The 16,326-nt window shown below is 64.9% G+C and carries 17 protein-coding genes; 5 read left to right on the top strand and 12 right to left on the bottom strand.

The window, feature by feature from the left end:
• Positions 1-14 precede the first annotated feature (14 nt).
• Entirely contained in the window at positions 15-428 is a 414-nt protein-coding gene (locus ACI0FO_RS16780; RefSeq protein WP_416028375.1) for an ATP-binding protein, read from the bottom strand.
• Between the two features lie 168 nt (positions 429-596).
• Here ACI0FO_RS16780 and ACI0FO_RS16775 point away from each other — a divergent pair, with 168 nt between their 5' ends.
• Complete coding sequence (locus ACI0FO_RS16775; RefSeq protein ID WP_416028373.1) at positions 597-956, top strand: STAS domain-containing protein; 360 nt, start codon at positions 597-599, stop codon at positions 954-956.
• A complete protein-coding gene (locus ACI0FO_RS16770) occupies positions 953-1,999 on the top strand; it encodes a hypothetical protein (protein WP_416028371.1) in 1,047 nt (348 codons plus the stop codon). Before ACI0FO_RS16775 ends, ACI0FO_RS16770 begins: the two co-directional genes overlap by 4 nt.
• 28 nt (positions 2,000-2,027) lie before the next feature.
• Here ACI0FO_RS16770 and ACI0FO_RS16765 read toward each other — a convergent pair whose 3' ends face one another.
• Positions 2,028-3,209 carry a calcium:proton antiporter gene (locus ACI0FO_RS16765; protein WP_416028370.1) on the bottom strand — a complete coding sequence of 394 codons (1,182 nt, stop codon included), beginning with the start codon at positions 3,207-3,209 and terminating at the stop codon, positions 2,028-2,030.
• Positions 3,210-3,452: 243 nt separating this feature from the next.
• Here ACI0FO_RS16765 and ACI0FO_RS16760 point away from each other — a divergent pair, with 243 nt between their 5' ends.
• Entirely contained in the window at positions 3,453-4,061 is a 609-nt protein-coding gene (locus ACI0FO_RS16760; protein ID WP_416028368.1) for a LysE family translocator, read from the top strand.
• A gap of 54 nt (positions 4,062-4,115) precedes the next feature.
• Here the strand turns inward: ACI0FO_RS16760 and ACI0FO_RS16755 are convergent, their stop codons facing one another.
• The 5 genes from ACI0FO_RS16755 to ACI0FO_RS16735 all read right to left on the bottom strand — a co-directional run bounded on the left by ACI0FO_RS16755 (position 4,116) and on the right by ACI0FO_RS16735 (position 9,704).
• Positions 4,116-6,197, bottom strand: a complete 2,082-nt coding sequence (locus ACI0FO_RS16755; RefSeq protein ID WP_416028366.1) for a PIG-L family deacetylase — start codon at positions 6,195-6,197, stop codon at positions 4,116-4,118.
• Positions 6,198-6,405: 208 nt separating this feature from the next.
• Positions 6,406-7,122, bottom strand: coding sequence for a hypothetical protein (locus ACI0FO_RS16750; protein WP_416028364.1), 717 nt, complete (start codon positions 7,120-7,122; stop codon positions 6,406-6,408).
• On the bottom strand, positions 7,119-7,307 hold the full coding sequence (locus tag ACI0FO_RS16745; RefSeq protein ID WP_416028362.1) for a hypothetical protein: 189 nt from the start codon (positions 7,305-7,307) through the stop codon (positions 7,119-7,121). Before ACI0FO_RS16745 ends, ACI0FO_RS16750 begins: the two co-directional genes overlap by 4 nt.
• Complete coding sequence (locus ACI0FO_RS16740; protein WP_416028360.1) at positions 7,304-9,037, bottom strand: alpha/beta hydrolase; 1,734 nt, start codon at positions 9,035-9,037, stop codon at positions 7,304-7,306. The genes ACI0FO_RS16745 and ACI0FO_RS16740 overlap by 4 nt, the downstream gene beginning before the upstream one ends.
• A gap of 7 nt (positions 9,038-9,044) precedes the next feature.
• Complete coding sequence (locus tag ACI0FO_RS16735; protein ID WP_416028358.1) at positions 9,045-9,704, bottom strand: glutathione S-transferase family protein; 660 nt, start codon at positions 9,702-9,704, stop codon at positions 9,045-9,047.
• A 209-nt stretch (positions 9,705-9,913) separates the two neighbouring features.
• Between ACI0FO_RS16735 and ACI0FO_RS16730 the strand changes: the two genes are divergently transcribed.
• On the top strand, positions 9,914-10,681 hold the full coding sequence (locus tag ACI0FO_RS16730; protein ID WP_313463039.1) for a class II aldolase/adducin family protein: 768 nt from the start codon (positions 9,914-9,916) through the stop codon (positions 10,679-10,681).
• 58 nt (positions 10,682-10,739) lie between these two features.
• On the opposite strand, the gene ACI0FO_RS16725 is transcribed toward ACI0FO_RS16730, so the two are convergent.
• Positions 10,740-11,546, bottom strand: coding sequence for a hypothetical protein (locus tag ACI0FO_RS16725; protein ID WP_416028356.1), 807 nt, complete (start codon positions 11,544-11,546; stop codon positions 10,740-10,742).
• 202 nt (positions 11,547-11,748) lie between these two features.
• Between ACI0FO_RS16725 and ACI0FO_RS16720 the strand changes: the two genes are divergently transcribed.
• Positions 11,749-12,330 carry a YceI family protein gene (locus ACI0FO_RS16720; protein ID WP_416028354.1) on the top strand — a complete coding sequence of 194 codons (582 nt, stop codon included), beginning with the start codon at positions 11,749-11,751 and terminating at the stop codon, positions 12,328-12,330.
• Positions 12,331-12,408: 78 nt separating this feature from the next.
• Here the strand turns inward: ACI0FO_RS16720 and ACI0FO_RS16715 are convergent, their stop codons facing one another.
• From ACI0FO_RS16715 to ACI0FO_RS16700, 4 genes are all read right to left on the bottom strand, one after another.
• Positions 12,409-13,458: an alpha/beta fold hydrolase gene (locus tag ACI0FO_RS16715; protein ID WP_416028352.1), complete on the bottom strand. Its 1,050-nt coding sequence runs from the start codon at positions 13,456-13,458 to the stop codon at positions 12,409-12,411.
• Between the two features lie 117 nt (positions 13,459-13,575).
• Complete coding sequence (locus ACI0FO_RS16710) at positions 13,576-14,688, bottom strand: CaiB/BaiF CoA transferase family protein (protein ID WP_416028350.1); 1,113 nt, start codon at positions 14,686-14,688, stop codon at positions 13,576-13,578.
• Positions 14,689-14,724: 36 nt separating this feature from the next.
• Positions 14,725-15,153, bottom strand: a complete 429-nt coding sequence (locus tag ACI0FO_RS16705) for a Zn-ribbon domain-containing OB-fold protein (protein WP_416028348.1) — start codon at positions 15,151-15,153, stop codon at positions 14,725-14,727.
• Between the two features lie 2 nt (positions 15,154-15,155).
• Positions 15,156-16,316, bottom strand: coding sequence for an acetyl-CoA acetyltransferase (locus tag ACI0FO_RS16700; protein ID WP_416028346.1), 1,161 nt, complete (start codon positions 16,314-16,316; stop codon positions 15,156-15,158).
• Positions 16,317-16,326 lie beyond the last annotated feature (10 nt).

Genomic DNA, 16,326 nt, shown 5'->3' with positions numbered 1-16,326 from the left:
TCCCTTGCCTGCCGTCAGACAAGCACCAGTTCCAACTCGTTGACACCGCCAAGCCGCCGGTATTGCATGCGTCGGGTGTAATGCCGCATCAGGCGGATCCCATGGCCACCCGGTTCCGCCGAGTCCAAGTCGCCCGCTCTGTTGGCCAATTGCACTGCCGTCGGATCGAAGGCGATGCCGTTGTCCGTGACTCGAAGGGTCACTTTTTCATCCTCCTGCGTAAGCTGCAGACGGACGTATGCGGCATCGTCTGCCGGCAACGAGGAAAAGCTGTACTGGAGCACGTTGGTCAGCGCTTCTTCCAAAACTAGGCCGACGGTGATGGACCGGGCAGGGGGGAAGCCGTCGCGTTGGCAAATGGCGGATAGCCATGCAGTCGCCGTCGCCACGGCATCGGCTGTCGGTGTCAGCATCAGAGTGTCGAGCATCGAAGCGCTGTTAGGCATACGGGCGCAAATGGGGTTAGGAAGACCGTGTGTGGGCATTTCACGGGAAAAGTTCACGTTGCTCGAGGGCATCAGGGGAACACGTCCTTGCCGGCGGTTACTGAGATCTCTCCCGGGGACATCAGGCAACGCTGCAGAAGGGACACAGAAATGAATCTCGCGACAGAGCAGGTGGGCGACACCTTGGTGGTGGGCGTGCCTGGGCACATCAATAGCGGAAACGCGGCAGAACTGGAAGCCGAGCTGATGCTCAAACTGGAACAGCGCCCAGCGAGGCTCGTTCTGGATCTGGCCGATCTGTCCTATATCTCCAGTGCGGGGCTGCGGGTCGTTTTGGTTCTGGCCAAGAAGGTCAGGGAGTCCGGTGGCATTCTGATCGTTTGCGGCTTGAGCGGCGCGGTGCATGAGGTATTCGATGTCAGCGGATTCCTGGAAATTCTGACGGTGCGAAAAGACCGCATCTGCGCGTTGAGTGTCGACGCGATCCATCAGGCGGACGCTGGAAAATGAGCGCGTTCGCCCCCGACGATACCGGCGTTTTTCAGGAGGTAAAGCGGGACTATCGCGACGCCGCGCTCGGATACACGGGAAATCTACGCCGCGACCCGCCAAGCATCGTCACGACGTTCACCGACGCCCACAAGTTGGCGACCACGCCCGCCGGATGTCTGCAACGCGTGCGAACGGCGGTCTGTTGGGCCGTGGCGTGCAGCGTTCCGCTACCCGGGCTTCGCGCATTGCTGTTGCGCCGCAGTCACGCGCGAGAGCTCAGCAGCGCGACCGCCGATCTGCTTGGGACGTTGACCCTGAAGCGGGGGACTGACGGAACGGGAATGGGCACTGCCGCGTTGCGCGCGGTGGTAAGGAGAATTTCCGTGTTGCACGGTAGCGCGCCCTGCAATAACGCGATCGTCGAGGGCACGCTGCTACCCATACTGGAACGTCATTTGTCGCATTTGACGGACTTCGATCTGAGAAAGATCGAGACAGGGACGCTTATTGACGTGACCCCACGGGAATGGCCCAATGCCGATGACCGCCGAATCGCGCAGCATGTAATGGCGCTTATCACCTGCACACACGCCAAGCGTACAACGTTGCTGGATATGTCGAGGAACTTGCAGGTGTGGATGGACATGCTGCTGGGGCGGGCCGGACCTGCGTATGACCTGGGCGTGCTGAGTCAGTGCTTCTGTCGATTTTTCTGTGCCGATTCCCCAACACGCGTTTCCCGTCAGACGGCGTTGCTTCACGCAGTCGATTCATTGCCCGATGCAGATTTGATGATGCTGCTGTCTGCGCTATCCCCGCGTGAAGTGGCCCCGGGGGTATCTCCGTATCAGACCCTGGAATTCGCGTTGGCCAATAGCACGGAACTGAACGCCGTATTGCCGCCTTCAGCGCGAGTGGCTGCGTTGGAATCCCTACGCCAGACGGCGCACCGAGTTGCCCTTTCCCGCGCCGCCTATAGCGCGACCGAGCAGCGCGCCGCGTTGACGCAGGCAGCGCATGCCCAAACGTTCGTGGATTCGGACAACGGTTGGGCCGGCTGAGCAGGGTGTGCATCGACGACGTCGTTCGTCAGGGATAGAACAAAAGAAAGCCGTAGGTGATGAACAGCGCAAGGTGCATGGCGCCTTGCATGACGGACGTGCGCTGACCGTTGAACGACAGCATGCCAAGCAGGACCGTCAATACCAGCAGCACCGTTTCCAGTGGCGATATCCCCATGACGACCTGCTTGCCCGTTATCAGTCCGATGATCAGCACGGCAGGGACGGTCAGCCCCACGGTAGAGACGAACGCGCCCAGGCAGAGATTGATGGCGCGCTGCATTTCATTGTTCAGCGCGGCCTTGACGGCGGTCAGGGATTCCGGCGTGAAGACGATGATGGCGATCAACACGCCGCTGACGGCCACCGGCGCCCCGGCGGTCGCCACGCCGTAGTCAATGACGATGGCGAGGTGGTGCGCCAGCAGCACGATCGGGATGATCATGCCCAGCAACAGCAGGCTGCTGGTCAGGATGGCGGCCCGGTCGCCGGTCGTGGCGGGCATGCCTTGCGGCGAGCCTTCCGGCGAGCCTTGCGGGGAGCCCTGCGGCGGGCTTGGGGATGCTTTGGCGGGCGCGGGAACGGCCATCATGCCGGGGCGCGGTTGAATGAACAGCCGGCTTTCGCTGCGCATCTGAAGCAGCAGGAACACCGCATACAACGCCGCGGTGACGGCGGCGATTGTCCAGGCTTGCAGCGGCGCGAACTCGCCCGCGCCCGACAGATAGTTGGGCAGCACAAGCGCCGTGCCCGTCAGCAGCGCAATCATCGACAGGTAGGCGTTGGCGCCTTGGGCGTTGAACTCTTGTTCGCCATGCTTCAAGCCGCCGGCGATCACGCAGATTCCCATGACGAGGTTCACGATGATCATCATCACGGCAAAGATGGAGTCCCGGCCGATGGTCGGGAATTCTCCCGGGCCAAGCAGCACCGACGCAATCAGGATGACCTCGATCGAGACGATGGAAAGCGTGAGGATCAGCGTGCCGTAGGGTTCACCCAATTTGTGGGCAAGAAGGTCCGCTTCATGGACCACGCCGAAAGAGGCGGCGACGATGGTGAAGAAAAGCACCGCGAAGCAGGCCGCGGCGGTGGCCGGCGTAAGCGGCTCGGCAAGCCATGTGCCGCCGTAGACCGTGAAGGCTATGACGACGAGCCAGGCCCAGCCAAGCTTCAACCAGGTGGTGTTGGGAATGCCATTGACGCGCATCGCTGTTCTTTCCGTGAAAGAGAAGCGGGGTCGTCCCCGGTGTAGACACGCGCCGGTCAGGTCGTCCAGGCCGGCGGGAGCAAGATGGCTCGGTCGCTGGAATTCTACCCGATCGGAACGCTGCTATCCCGCTTCCGCGGTCCGCCGTCGGGCCGGCTGTTTGAGCCGCGGCGCGGCATGCGGTTTGCCCGGTGCCGCCGCCAGCGCTAGACTGATTTCCCCATCATTCGCCCACGCTCCGTCATGGCCCTCCATAGCTGGCTCATTTATCTGGTGGCCGTCATCGGCCTGTCGATCACGCCCGGCCCGAATACGCTGCTTGCGCTGACCCACGGCGCGTTGCACGGGCACCGCAAGGCGTTGTGCACCATTGCCGGGGGCGCGGTGGGCTTCATTGCGTTGATCGCGTTGTCGATGCTTGGCATCAGCGCGCTGCTCAAGGCGTGGGGGCCGGCCCTGACGGTGTTGAAGTGGGCGGGCGGTGCGTATCTGATCTGGCTGGGCATCCAAATGTGGCGGTCGCCGGGTGTGCAACTGAGCCCACAGCCCGATATACCCCGGCCACGCCGCACCCGGCTGTTTAGCCAGGGGCTTCTGTCCGCCATTTCCAACCCCAAGGCGCTGCTTTTCTACGGGGCTTTCCTGCCGCAGTTCATCGACCCGGCTCGCAGCCTATTCATGCAGTTCGTGATTATGGCGGGCACGTTCGCGGTCATCGAGTTCCTGGTCGAGTACGTGCTGGCCAGGCTGGCGCATCGCGTGCGGCCTTGGCTGGAACGTTCGGGGCGACGCTTCAACAAGCTATGCGGAGGCTTGTTTGCCGCGATGGGCACGGCGCTGCCGGCTTCTTGACGGCCTTGCGCGGCGGCGTCCGCTTGCCGGGTTTGGCGCGGCGGTGAACGCTCGTTATTGCACCGTGGTGGGCGTGGCGGCGCGCGAGGACTGCGCGGGCATGCGTTCCAGCGTCAGCGTGCCGGGCGCGGTGGGCGAAGGCCGCACCACCGCGGCGTTGTTGGTGCTATTGGCGCCCAGGTTGGGCAGATCCGCCGGGCGGGCGGCCACCGTGGCGAAGGGGCCGCCGCCGGCCGCTGGCACGCCGTCCAATGTCAGCGCGCCTGTCCACTGGCCGTCATGGCGCGACAGGACTTGATATTGCTGCGGCGCGCCGGCGGTGCGCGCCACCACATACAGCGTGCCGTCGATGATATTAAGCGCAGGCGGCGACGCCGCGAGGGCGTCCAGTTTGAGCGGTTTGCCGTGTTCGACAAGCCAGAGCGGCCCGCCTGCGCGTTCCAGCACCGCCAGAACGACATTGCCTTGCGCATCGGCGCCGATGGCCGGACGCCCGATGTAGGGCACGCCCATATCGGCGGCGGCGCTCCAGTCCATATCGAGATCGGTGGTGTCGCCGGCTTCGACCAGCTTGATCAGATGGTTGTTGCCGCGCTGGCGAAAGTAGAGTTCGACACGGTTCTCGTGGTTGCGGATCGCGGCCAGGCCGCCCGCGGCTTCGGGCGCGGGGACGCGGCGCCAGCCTTGCCATTCGGGGCGCTGGCCCTTGGCGGCCGGCAGTTGGCGCGTGTAGAAAAGTTCGCCTGCGCCGGCCGACGCAAAGATGACATAGCGTCCGTCGGCGCCGCGCGCGGCGGCCGGGGCCCCTGTGGCGCCGTCCAGCGGCGGCAAGTCCTGCCACGTGCTCCAGCTGCCATCGATGCCGGACGGGGTGATCCAATGCAGTACGCCGTCGTAGCCCAGCGCCACGGCGGCGGCCTCGCCGCGCGGCGCGACGGCGGGGATCTGGGTAACGCGCAGCCCGCCCAGCGCTTGCCAGCCTTGCCAGGTGCCGTCGTGGCGTTGCTTGTTCGCCCAAACGCCGCCCAGCGGGTCGCGGGCCATCAGGCCGGCGGTGCCGTCGGCATGGGTGAACGAAACCAGCGGGCCGCTTGTGCGGCCGCCCAGGCTCTGCCAGCGGCGCTGGCTGGAATCCCAGCGGTTGACGGCGGCATTGGTTTCGCCGGCCGCGAACACCACCAGACCGCCGCGTCCGTCCGGGTACAACTGCGGCGCGATGTCTTGGCGCGAGACGTAATAGGCGCGCTGCACCCACGCGGCGGCGGGCCCTGCGGGCTCTTTGCAACCGGTCGGGCCGGCGCAATAGTGGTAGTCGTTCCAGGCGTAGTGCTGGAAGATTACCGACTTGCTGGCGATTTCGGTATCCGCCAGATTGGTGGCGCGTTCCTGGCTGGGATAGTCGATATAGCCGGTCTCGGCATAGTTGCCCGGCACGCGAAGCATGGCTTCACGGACCAGCCGCGCGCTGGCGATGTGGTCGGGATGCCCATGGCCCGCGCACCGCCAGCACAGTTGCGTATAAGGCACGACCATCGTGTCGTCCAGATGTCGGACCGTGGTCGGCTTGTACTGGCGAATCAGGTCGGCCAGGGTGTCGATCAATTGTTCGCGCGTGTAGACCTGGGGGTAGCGGCCAAGCGTGTCGACACTTTGCCCGGGTTCGGACTCGGTTCGGCTCAGTGGCGTCAGGCTGCCCCAGCCCTTGCCCAGCCAGGGGTCTTTCAGGCGCATGTGCCACAGTTGCACGCGCGGATTGTCCTGCAACGTAAAGCGCGCGATGGCCCGGCCGCCTGCGGTGCCGGCGTCTTCCTTCCATTCGTCGGGTTTGTGCGCCATGTAGGCGTAGGCAGCGCGGATGCCGCGTTCGCGGCCCAGCATGTAGCCGTCGCCTTCTCCCGCGTCGCTGGCGGTCAGGTAGACCACCCGCACGCAGCCGCCGGCCTCGATATTCGAGGCGATGTCCGGGTTCATGAACAGCAGGTCGTCGTCCATATGGGCAACGAAGGCCAGGTCTTTGATGCCGTGGCATTGCTCAAGCGTGGGCGGCGAGGCCAACGCGGAAGCGGAGACAACAAGGGCGGCTGCGCAGAATAGCGCCCGGCAAACGGGGCGCACAAAGGCCATCAAAGCTGGCATAAATAGGCGTCGCTTAAAAGGCGCGGCGCGGCAATGTGTTTTTGGTTTGCCGAGTATAGCGGGCAGGTGCGGCGCATTATCGAGCGAAGCGGAACAGAGTGTTGGATAGGGTGTCAGACTGCAATTTGGGGGCATGGCGCCCCAGGCGGCGGCCCGTATTGCCAGGGGCAGGACTATCGGTCCGTCACTTTTATTTTTCCTTGCGTGGCTAGCCGGCTGGCGTCCACTGCCCGGACGCTGGCCTTACCTGCGCCCGCGCGCCGTCCTTCCACACTTGCTCGTCCTTCAGCCGCGCAGCGCCTGTTGGATCCACATCGAACACCACCCCTAGCGCTTGCGCCACGCCTTGCGCCTCGAGCGGCAATTCCCATGTCAGGAACAGTTGCGAGAGATCCTCGCTGGAGGCGAAGTCGGCGGCATCGAATCCGCTGGCATCGCGGCGGATCACGGCGTGCGGCTGGCAGGTGTCGAAGACAATGGCGGTGCCCCGCGCAAGCGGGATGCGATGGCCGGAGGCGGGGAAATGCACATCCAGCCCTTTGTCTTCGCTCAGGAACAGGTTGCAGAAGGCCGCGCCGCCGTATTGGTCGCCGTCGTGGTGATACCGGGCACCGCGGCACGCCATCAGGGCGATGTCGCTGCCGGCCAGCACGTCGCCCAGCCCCCGCGCGCGCGTCCAGTCGGCCATGGCCTGCACGCAGCGCCCGTAGTCGGGCCAGCGTACTTGGGTCCGCGCCAGCGGCATCTGTTCGACGTCTCCGGGTTCCAGCAGCAATCGCGTGGTGATCTCGCGGTTCCAGTCGGCGGTCACGCGTGGCGGCGGCGCAGGCACATCGACATTGCCGGACAGCATGGTGTCGCCCACGCTACGGCTGCGCAGGGTGTCGCCGCTCCAGAAATACGAGGTCAGAAAAGTGTTGGTCATTTCGCGGCCCTGGCCGGATTCAGCGATGCGAACACGGCTTGCACGCATTCCGTCATTTTCCTGGCCAGCGCGCCGGCCGGAAAGTGATCGGAATTGATGGCATAGCCCGGGAACTCGATCTTCTCCGAGAAGGCTATCTCGCGCAAGCTCGTGCTGGGGCGCCCACGTGCGGGCAAACCGATCATCCGCCGCGGTGGTCGTTCGCGGCTTGCTCGCCGTTGCCGCCATCCATCGACGCGCGCATGCGTTCCCTCAGATGCCGCTTCAGATCCGCCAGAGCTTCGTCCGTCCAACCCGGTGCGCCCGTCACGGCCAGCCAGGCATCCGCGTAATGCTGCGGCGCGTACACATGGCCGTAGCCGATCGGCGTGTGCGTGCTGACGGACATGTCCAGCGCCAGTTGCAGCATGGTGACCACTGGCACCCAGCGCAGGTCGGGGGAGACGTCGGGGCCGTAAGGCGGGTCCATCCAGGCGGGGCGCCGGTACAGGTCGCGATAGTCGAAGAACGTGACGGCGTCGCTGGCGTATTGCAGGTAGACGATGCGCATCGGCCCCCACGGCGCGTCGGTGGGCACGGGCGATCCGTTCTGGTTCATGAAGCGCACGAAAGCGCCATCGCGTAGTTCGGGCAGCCAGGCGGGCGAGCCCGGATTGCGGGCATCGGTGACCGCGCGCCAGACCCGGCTTTCAAATGGCGGGCCGCTCCAAAGCGCGCCATGGATAGGGTCCCCGATCATTTCGAAGAGTTCGGCGGACCGGGCGGAATTCATGGCGCCCAGGCTCAGGCCATGCAGATACAGCCTGGGCCGGTTGTGCTTGGGCAGCGCGGTCCAATAGTTGTAGATTTCGGCGAACAGCGCGCGTGCGGCTTCCGCGCCATACTCGGGCTGGGCCAGCAGGGACAGGGGGCTGGACAGATAGGAATACTGGATGGCGACGCTGGCCACGTCGCCGTGCAGCAGGTATTCGACGGTGTCCATGGCCGCCGGATCGATCCACCCGGTGCCCGTCGGCGTCACGACCACCAGCGCGGACCGCTGGAACGCACCCACGCGCTTCATCTCGTCCAACGCCAGCCTGGCCCTGTCCTGTGCCGTGTCGGCGCCAGGCAAGCCCACGTAGACGCGGATGGGGTCCTGTGCGTCGCGCCCCGTCTGGGCGCGGATGTCGGCGGCGCTGGGGCCGGACGCGATGTACTCGCGGCCCGCGCGGCCCAACTGCTTCCACGCGATTAGCGAAGCCGGGCTGCCTGTCTTGGCGGCGTCGGCGGGTTGCGGGCGTTCTGGCTCCATCAGCGCGTCGTACTCGCGGAACGAGGCGTCCAGCACATGCAGCGCCGCGCGAAAGAACACGTTGTTGGCCAACGACCAGAAAAGCAGGATCGCGATTGCCGCGCCCGTCACATTGGCCACACGCCGCGGCACCACGCGCCGCACGCGGGCCGACACGGCGCGCGCCACCCGCTTGAATAGCCGGCCCAGCGCCAGCAGCAGGGAAAATGTGACCAGCGCCGTCGCGCTGACCTTGAACGGGTGCGCGCTGGTCACGGGTTCCATCTTCATCAGGGCCCGGATCGTGTTCTGCCAATCCGCGGCGCGCCACAGGAACAGGATCAGTACGGACAGGCACAGCGCGGTGATCAGCGCATTGGTGACGCGTGCCGCGCGGGCCCGGGGTTCCGGCAGTTCCAGGTAGGCCCATAGCCAATGCCACAGCACGCCCAGCCCGTATCCGGCGGCCAGGCAGGCGCCGGCCAGTACACCTTGAGTCACATACGTGCGGGGCACGAGGGTAGGCGTGAGCGACGCCGCGAAGAATAGCGTGCCCAGCAGCAGGCCGACGCCGGACAACGATTCCAGGTGCGATCGGAAAAAATCGGGCAGGCGGCGGGCGGAGCCGTGTGGCGAAGGCATCGTCCGGTCAGTCCCGATCCGGCGCGCCAAGCGGGAACAGGGGGCGGAACGGCCGCGCTTCTTCAACGGCCCGGGCGAACGAGGGCCGGGCAAGCAGCCGGGCGCGGTAGGCGCGCAGGACCCGATAGGTTTCCGAAATGGGATGCGTCCAGTCCGCATAAAACAGCGCCGGCGCGGCGGCACAGTCCGCCATCGAGAAATCCGGGCCGGTCGCCCAGGTTTGGCCACCCAACTGCCCGTCCAGCCAGGCATAGGCCAGCTCCAGTTTTTCCGTGGCAAGCGCCAGGCCTTCCCGCCGCTTGGCATCGTCGCCCGTCAGCGCGCCATTGACGGCGTGCTGCACCCAGTTCATGACGTGCAGGTCAAAGAACCGGTCCAGAAAGCGCACCTCGAGCGCCGCAGTCGGATCGGCGGGTAGAAGCCGGGTTGGTCCGGGATGGGCCAGCTGCAGGTATTCGATGATGATGCTGGTTTCGGCGACGTTGCGCGCGCCATCCACCAGCAGCGGGAACTTGCGCAGCGGCCAGCGCTGCAGCCATTCGGTGGCGTGCTGTGGCGTATCGGGCGCGATACTGCGGAATTCGAAGGGAGTGCCGTTCTCGTACAGCGCGATCAGCACTTTTTGCGTGTAAGAGGAAAAGGGATGGCCGTAGAGCGCAAGCGACATGACGGGGTCTCCTGATTCGGTCGGCCTTTATTATGCAAGCGGAAGCCGGCTGCCGGGCAAAACCGGGTGCCGGATAATTGTTTCCACCAGACGGACGGCCGCCGTTCCCCCGATGCCGGATCGGCGCAAAACTAATACAGTGTTCGATAAGCCGAAGGCAAGGTCGCCTTGGGACAACATGAAGTCTGGATACCAAGACGGGAGACGGGATGGATACGATAAGCAAGCAGGGCGCCAGCGTGCGCGAGCAAGTCAGCGCGACGGAATGGCAAGTCCGCACCGATTTGGCTGCCTTGTACCGGCTGGTGGCGCTGTTCGGTTGGGACGACCTGATTTTCACGCACATCACGGCCAAGGTGCCGGGCACCGAGCATTTCCTGATCAATCCTTACGGGATGATGTTCGACGAGATTACGGCGTCCAGCTTGGTCAAGATCGATCTGGACGGCAACAAAGTCATGGCGTCGGACTACGACATCAATCCGGCCGGCTTCACCATCCATAGCTGTATCCACGCCGCCCGCAAAGACGCGATGTGCGTGTTGCACACGCATTCCATCAACGGGGTGGCCGTGTCGGCGCAGAAAGCCGGGTTGCTGCCGCTGTCGCAGTTCGCGTTCATTGCGCTGCGTTCGCTCAGTTATCACGACTACGAAGGCCTGGCGCTGAACCCGGAAGAGCAGCCCCGTCTGGTGCATGACCTGGGCAGCAACAACTACCTGATCCTGCGCAACCACGGCTTGCTGACGGTGGGGCAGACGATGGCCGAAGCATTCCAGGCCATGCATCGCCTGGAAGCCGCCTGCATGGCGCAGGTGCGTGCGCAGGCGGGCGGCGGTGAACTGATTTTCATCCCGCCGGAGGTGCTGGCGCGCGCGGCCGTGGAATCTCCGGCTGACCGGGCGCACAAAGCGGCGCTGGCTTGGCCGGGCTTGCTGCGCCGGCTGGACAGGAAGAACCCGGGCTACGCGGAATAAGCCGCGCGGACGGCGCCTTTGGGGCGCCGTCTGTCGTGGGCGGGCCTTGGCCCCGGCGTTATGGCTTCGCCTCGGGCGAGGCTTGCAGGAATTCGGCGCAATCGGGCAGCGGCGACGCGGGGGCATACACCGAGCCGTCGGCATTCCATTTGTAGGTCACCGTATAGCTGCATTGTTTGTCGATGGCGGGCCCGGCCTGCGCCTTCGTCGGCGCCGGCTTCGCGGTGGAGTCGGCGTAGCGGCTGGCGTTCGCGGGCGCGCGGGTGGCCTGCGTGGTTACCTGCAAGTCGGGATACTCGACCCCGGCGGCCGTCTTCGTGCCGGCCAGGGGCTTCAAATCGGCCTTGAACTGGTAGGCGTCGATGCAATGGCCATCGCGTTTTTTCTGGTCCGCTTCATTGAAGCAGGATCGGATGTTCGCTTCGGTGGAAAGCGGCATGATGAACACCAGATTGCTGGCGGTCTGCTCGCCAAGGCTGACTTCAAACAGGTAAAGATCCTTGCGACTGAAGCTGCCGCCCGAGAATGACGTTTCCAGCTCGTAGTCGGGCTCGGCGGGGCCCACCACGCCGACCAGCGCGCGGTCTTCGCTCATGCGGATCAATTGCGGCCAGACAGTGAACCCGGAAAAGTCCGGTACGTCGGGCAGGTCCCAGAACGCGCGGTCCGCGCGCAGCGTGCGGCTGGTGGCGAAGGGGCCGTTGGTCTCGAACGACCCGTCGGTCTTGATGCCGACGCACCAATCAGCCTGGGCATTGCAGAGAAGCTGGTTATCCGAATTCCGCGTCAACGGCTCGACGTCGGGTTGCGCATGGGCCGCAACCGGCAACGCGATTGATATGAGCAAAGCCAACAGGGTTTTCATTGTCATTCCTGTGATTGTGAAAGATGCCCGGCGCATTATGGCGTGAATAGGGATATTCCTATTCTTAATGCGTGAGGAAGCCTGACAGGTCGTTTCAAACGGATTACAAGACTGACGCGGAACTGAATGATATGGTCGGGGTTCCAACCTGTGCCGGCGTGCCCTGGGCGCGCGGGCACCTTCCCCGTCATAAGGAACTCCGATGAAGTCGATATCGTCTTTACTGGGCGCCACGGCGCTGATGCTTGCCCTGCCGGCCGCCGCCGCGCCGGTGACCTACGACCTGGATCCCGCCCATACCTACCCCAGTTTCGAAGCCGATCACATGGGCGGCCTGTCCACGTGGCGTGGCAAGTTCAACAAGTCCAAGGGCGTGGTGGTACTGGACCGCGAGGCGCGCACCGGCACCGTGGAAGTCACGGTGGACATCAATTCCGTGGACTTCGGCCATGACGAAATGAACCAGCACGCGGTCGCGCCCGACATTTTCGACGCCGCCCGCTATCCCACCGCCACCTTCAAGGGCACATTCACCAAATTCGACGGCGACCGCCCGGAAGAGGCCACGGGCGACCTGACCCTGCGCGGCGTCACCCGGCCCGTCAAGATGGAGATCGACGACTTCAAGTGCATTCAGCACCCGATGGAAAAGCGTGAAGTTTGCGGCGCCGACGTGTCCACGAAGTTCAACCGCAAGGACTTCGGGCTGAACTTCGGCCTGGACATGGGGTTCAAGCCGGAAGTGGAGTTGAATATCCAGGTGGAAGCCGGCCGCCGCCCTTGAGCCGATACGTACCCTCCGTGCGACATTTTTTGGAGCGGCGGCCCGTGACTGTTCAGAGGCCGCCCAGCGCGTAGGCGCTTACCGCCGGGCGACGTCCAGCACCGCCTCGGCGAACGCCTGCGGCGCCTCTTGCGGCAGGTTGTGCCCGATGCCGCCCGTGATGTCGCGGTGCTGGTATTTGCCCGTGAACTGTTTGGCGTAGCTGGCGGGGGGCGGATGCGGCGCGCCGTTGGCGTCGCCTTCCAGGGTGATTGTTGGCACGCTGATCTTCGGGGCAGCGGCCAGGCGCTTTTCCAGCTCGTCGTACTGCGGTTCGCCGTCGGCCAACGCCAGGCGCCAGCGGTAGTTGTGCACCACGATCGCCACATGGTCCGGGTTGTCGAATGACTGCGCCGAACGCTGATAGGTGGCGTCGTCGAACTTCCACTGAGGCGACGCCAACTGCCAGATCAGCTTGTTGAAGCCGTCGCGGTTGGCGGCGTAGCCTGCCGCGCCGCGCTCGGTGGCGAAGTAGAACTGATACCACCATTGGAATTCCGCCTGCGGAGGCAGCGGCTTGCGGTTGGCTTCCTGGCTGCCGATGAGATAACCGCTGACCGACACCAGGGCTTGGCAGCGTTCGGGCCACAGCGCGGCCATGATGTTGGCGGTGCGCGCACCCCAATCGAAGCCGGCGATGACCGCGCGTTCGATCTTCAGTGCGTCCATCAGCGCAATGATATCGACGGCGACAACCGCCTGTTGGCCGTTGCGGGGCGTGTCGGCCGACAGGAAGCGCGTCGTGCCATAGCCGCGCAGGTGGGGGATGATCACGCGGTAGCCGGCGGCCGTCAGCCGCGGCGCCACCTCGGCGAACGCGTGGATATCGTAGGGCCACCCGTGCAGCAGGACGGCGACCGGGCCGGTGCCCGGGCCCATGTCCACATAGCCCATATCCAGGTTGCCGGCACGGATCTGGCGGATGTCGCCAAATGACGCCGCGCCGCCGCCGCCTTTGGTCGAGGATACGGGCGAGGCGGCTTTGGCCATCGCCGTGCCGCTTATGCCCAGGTTCAGCAGGCTGGCGGCAGCCAGTGTCGAGGTGCCGGTAAGCAAACGGCGGCGTTGCGGGTCGATAGGGGACTTCATCGTGGAGACTCCATAAAAGGTTCGCGGGGTTGGGGCTTGCTGCGAACGATTTATAGAGGCTGCGCAAAGGCGTTGGGTGTCGGAATGTATGGCCCCTGGACGTGGATACAGTGCGATTCAAATCCAGGGGCTTGCGGCGGAATCTTGGCGCAGCGCGCCCGTGATTTCGGCGGTGTGCTGACCGCGCCGGGGGATGACGCCAGGGGGCGCAACACGGCCATCGAAGCGCGGGGCCGGGGCGACCTGGGCATGGCCTTGTGCCTGGAAGAACGTCCCCCGCGCCACGTGATGGGGATGAACGGAGGCTTCTTCGGGGCTTAGCACGGCGCCGAAGCACACGTCCGAGCCTTCCAGCAGCGCGCACCATTCATCGCGGGTCCTGCTGGCAAAGACCTGCGCCATTTGCTGGCGTAGTGCCGGCCACTGGCTGCGATCCCATTGATCGGCGAACCCCGCCGTTTTGTCGAACCCCAGCTTTTGGAGCAGTAGCGCGTAGAACTGCGGCTCGATGGCGCCCACGGTGATGAAGTGCCCATCTGCGCAGCGGTAGGTCGCATAGAAGTGCGAGGCGTCGTGAAGGTTCGCACCGCGGCGGCCAGAGATATAGCCTTTTCGTTGCGTCGAGAGCAACAGTTGCAGCATGTGCGCGGACCCGTCGACGATCGCCGCGTCCACCACGGCGCCGACGCCAGAGGCCCGGGCGCGCAGGATGCCGGAGAGCATCCCCACCGCCAGATAGAGCGCGCCGCCGCCAATATCGCCAAGCAGCGTGAAAGGGGAGGTGGGCGGCTCTTCCACGCCGCTGTAGTACAACGCGCCGGACAGCGCCGCGTAGTTGGCATCATGGCCCGCGGCGTGGGCCAACGGGCCCGTTTGGCCCCAACCCGTCATGCGCCCATAGACAAGACGGGGGTTGCGCGCCATGCAGGCCTCCGGTCCCAATCCCAAGCGTTCCATGACCCCCGGGCGCATGCCTTCGATCAAGCCGTCCGCCTGCTCCACCAGCCGTAGCACGAGGTCGCGGCCTTCGGCCGTCTTGAGGTCTGCCGTGATGGAACGTTTGCCGCGGTTGAGCACATAGCCGTCGCTGTTCGGATCCACGGCGTCCGCCGGGAGCGGCCGTTCCACGGCAATGACATCCGCGCCCAGGTCGGCCAGGTGCATGGCGCAGAACGGACCAGGGCCGATCCCGCAGATTTCGATGATCTTGACGCCGGAAAGCATGGGCATTCCTATTACGGCAAAGGGTTGGGGGGGCAGGCGCGCTCAGCGTGCGGGGGGCGTGACAGGCGCCAGGGTGAACTGTGGAAGTTTCAGGGTCTGGGATAGCGCCTCAAACACCACATGAACCTGCTTTCCTATCTGGATGTCCGCCAGATCGCTATCCACGATATTCCCCATCATGCGCACCCCTTCGTCCAGGTCTACGATGGCCACCGCATAGGGCAGGCGCGTTTTCATGAAGGCGTTGGGCGCACGTTGATTGATGGTGTAGGTATAGATGCGGCCCTTGCCTGAAAGCGCTTTCCATTCGATCTTTTCCGAGCCGCACTTCACGCAGAACGGCCGGGGATAGAACTGTGCCTGCCGGCACGCCAGGCAGAACTGCGCAGTAAGTTGGTGGTTCTGAGCGGCCTCCCAGAAAGGCCGCGTCAGGTCGGTCGGCTGAGGCAAGAGGCGTTCGGGTTCGCTCATCGTCATGCTCCAAGAATCATCGTGGTGTTGCAGGAGAAGACCAGGCCCGGGGCGTGGCACAGGGCCAGTTCGGCTTTCGGCAGTTGGCGTTCGCCGCATTCGCCGCGAAGCTGCCGGACGGCTTCGATAACCAGGAAAATGCCGAACATGCCGGGGTGGCCGTAAGACAGTCCGCCGCCCGAGGTGTTGATCGGGAAGCGGCCGCCTGGCGCCAGCGCGCCGCCCGCGACGAAGTCGGCGGCTTCGCCTCGGCCGCAAAAGCCCAGCTCTTCCAGCGACTGCAGAACACCGATGGTGAAGTGGTCATAGATTTGCACCACATCGATGTCGTCGCGTGCGACGTCCGCCATGCGAAAGGCTGCTTCGGCAGTTTGCGCCACGTTCGTGTCCAGCCAGTCGGCCGTGTCGAACGGTGTGTAGTGGTGCGAATGGGATTCCGCGATGCCCATGACGTACACGGGTTTGCCGGGTAAGTCCCTGGCGCGCGCGGCGGACGTGATCACCAGCGCGCCGCCGCCGTCGGTCACCAGGCAGCAGTCGCGCTGGCGCAAGGGTGACGCGATAACGGGCGACGCCATCACTTCTTCCAGGCTGGTCGGTTCGCGGCGATATGCCTGCGGATTGAGTTGCGCCCAGCGGCGCGCGGCGACGGCGACTTCAGCCAGGTCTTGCGGCGTCGTGCCATGGCGATGCATGTGCAGTTGCGCGACCATGGCGTAATACCCGATGGGACTGAGCTGTCCGTAGGGCGCGACGAACTGGCCTCGCGGCGAGGCCGGGTTGTCGGCCACGCCCGCGCCGCTCTTGCGCGAGCCGTCCGAAAGCTGCGTGCTGCCGTAGGTGACAAGCGCCACCGAGCACATGCCGGCCGCGATGGCGGCCATCGCGTGGCGCACGTGAAGTATGTTCGACATGCCGCCGACATTGGTCGAGTCGACATACCGGGGCTTAAGACCCAGGTATTCCGAGAGTTGCAGACTGGAGAAGCGGTCGTCGGTGTGGGCAAACACGCCGTCGACTTCATTCAGGCCGATCCCCGCGTCGCGCAATGCGCGGCCGGCGGCCTGCGCCTGTAACTCCAGCGCCGTTTTTCCTGGCACTTTGCCCAGGTCGGACTCCGCGACACCGGCGATGGCAATGGAGCGTGAGAGGGTTTGCGTCATTGAATATCCG

The organism is Achromobacter marplatensis (genome assembly GCF_049060505.1).
GTDB lineage: Bacteria > Pseudomonadota > Gammaproteobacteria > Burkholderiales > Burkholderiaceae_B > Achromobacter > Achromobacter marplatensis_A.
The sequence above is the reverse complement of the archived record's forward strand: the minus strand, read 5'-3'. Positions and strand labels throughout refer to the sequence as shown.

Coding starts and splice junctions, on each gene's coding strand:
- ACI0FO_RS16715 (WP_416028352.1), bottom strand. CDS start 13,458: ATGAAGTCCCCTATCGACCCGCAACGCCGCCGTTTGCTTACCGGCACC.
- ACI0FO_RS16735 (WP_416028358.1), bottom strand. CDS start 9,704: ATGTCGCTTGCGCTCTACGGCCATCCCTTTTCCTCTTACACGCAAAAA.
- ACI0FO_RS16740 (WP_416028360.1), bottom strand. CDS start 9,037: ATGCCTTCGCCACACGGCTCCGCCCGCCGCCTGCCCGATTTTTTCCGA.
- ACI0FO_RS16745 (WP_416028362.1), bottom strand. CDS start 7,307: ATGATCGGTTTGCCCGCACGTGGGCGCCCCAGCACGAGCTTGCGCGAG.
- ACI0FO_RS16730 (WP_313463039.1), top strand. CDS start 9,914: ATGGATACGATAAGCAAGCAGGGCGCCAGCGTGCGCGAGCAAGTCAGC.
- ACI0FO_RS16750 (WP_416028364.1), bottom strand. CDS start 7,122: ATGACCAACACTTTTCTGACCTCGTATTTCTGGAGCGGCGACACCCTG.
- ACI0FO_RS16780 (WP_416028375.1), bottom strand. CDS start 428: ATGCTCGACACTCTGATGCTGACACCGACAGCCGATGCCGTGGCGACG.
- ACI0FO_RS16755 (WP_416028366.1), bottom strand. CDS start 6,197: ATGCCAGCTTTGATGGCCTTTGTGCGCCCCGTTTGCCGGGCGCTATTC.
- ACI0FO_RS16710 (WP_416028350.1), bottom strand. CDS start 14,688: ATGCCCATGCTTTCCGGCGTCAAGATCATCGAAATCTGCGGGATCGGC.
- ACI0FO_RS16725 (WP_416028356.1), bottom strand. CDS start 11,546: ATGAAAACCCTGTTGGCTTTGCTCATATCAATCGCGTTGCCGGTTGCG.
- ACI0FO_RS16775 (WP_416028373.1), top strand. CDS start 597: ATGAATCTCGCGACAGAGCAGGTGGGCGACACCTTGGTGGTGGGCGTG.
- ACI0FO_RS16720 (WP_416028354.1), top strand. CDS start 11,749: ATGAAGTCGATATCGTCTTTACTGGGCGCCACGGCGCTGATGCTTGCC.
- ACI0FO_RS16760 (WP_416028368.1), top strand. CDS start 3,453: ATGGCCCTCCATAGCTGGCTCATTTATCTGGTGGCCGTCATCGGCCTG.
- ACI0FO_RS16705 (WP_416028348.1), bottom strand. CDS start 15,153: ATGAGCGAACCCGAACGCCTCTTGCCTCAGCCGACCGACCTGACGCGG.
- ACI0FO_RS16700 (WP_416028346.1), bottom strand. CDS start 16,316: ATGACGCAAACCCTCTCACGCTCCATTGCCATCGCCGGTGTCGCGGAG.
- ACI0FO_RS16770 (WP_416028371.1), top strand. CDS start 953: ATGAGCGCGTTCGCCCCCGACGATACCGGCGTTTTTCAGGAGGTAAAG.
- ACI0FO_RS16765 (WP_416028370.1), bottom strand. CDS start 3,209: ATGCGCGTCAATGGCATTCCCAACACCACCTGGTTGAAGCTTGGCTGG.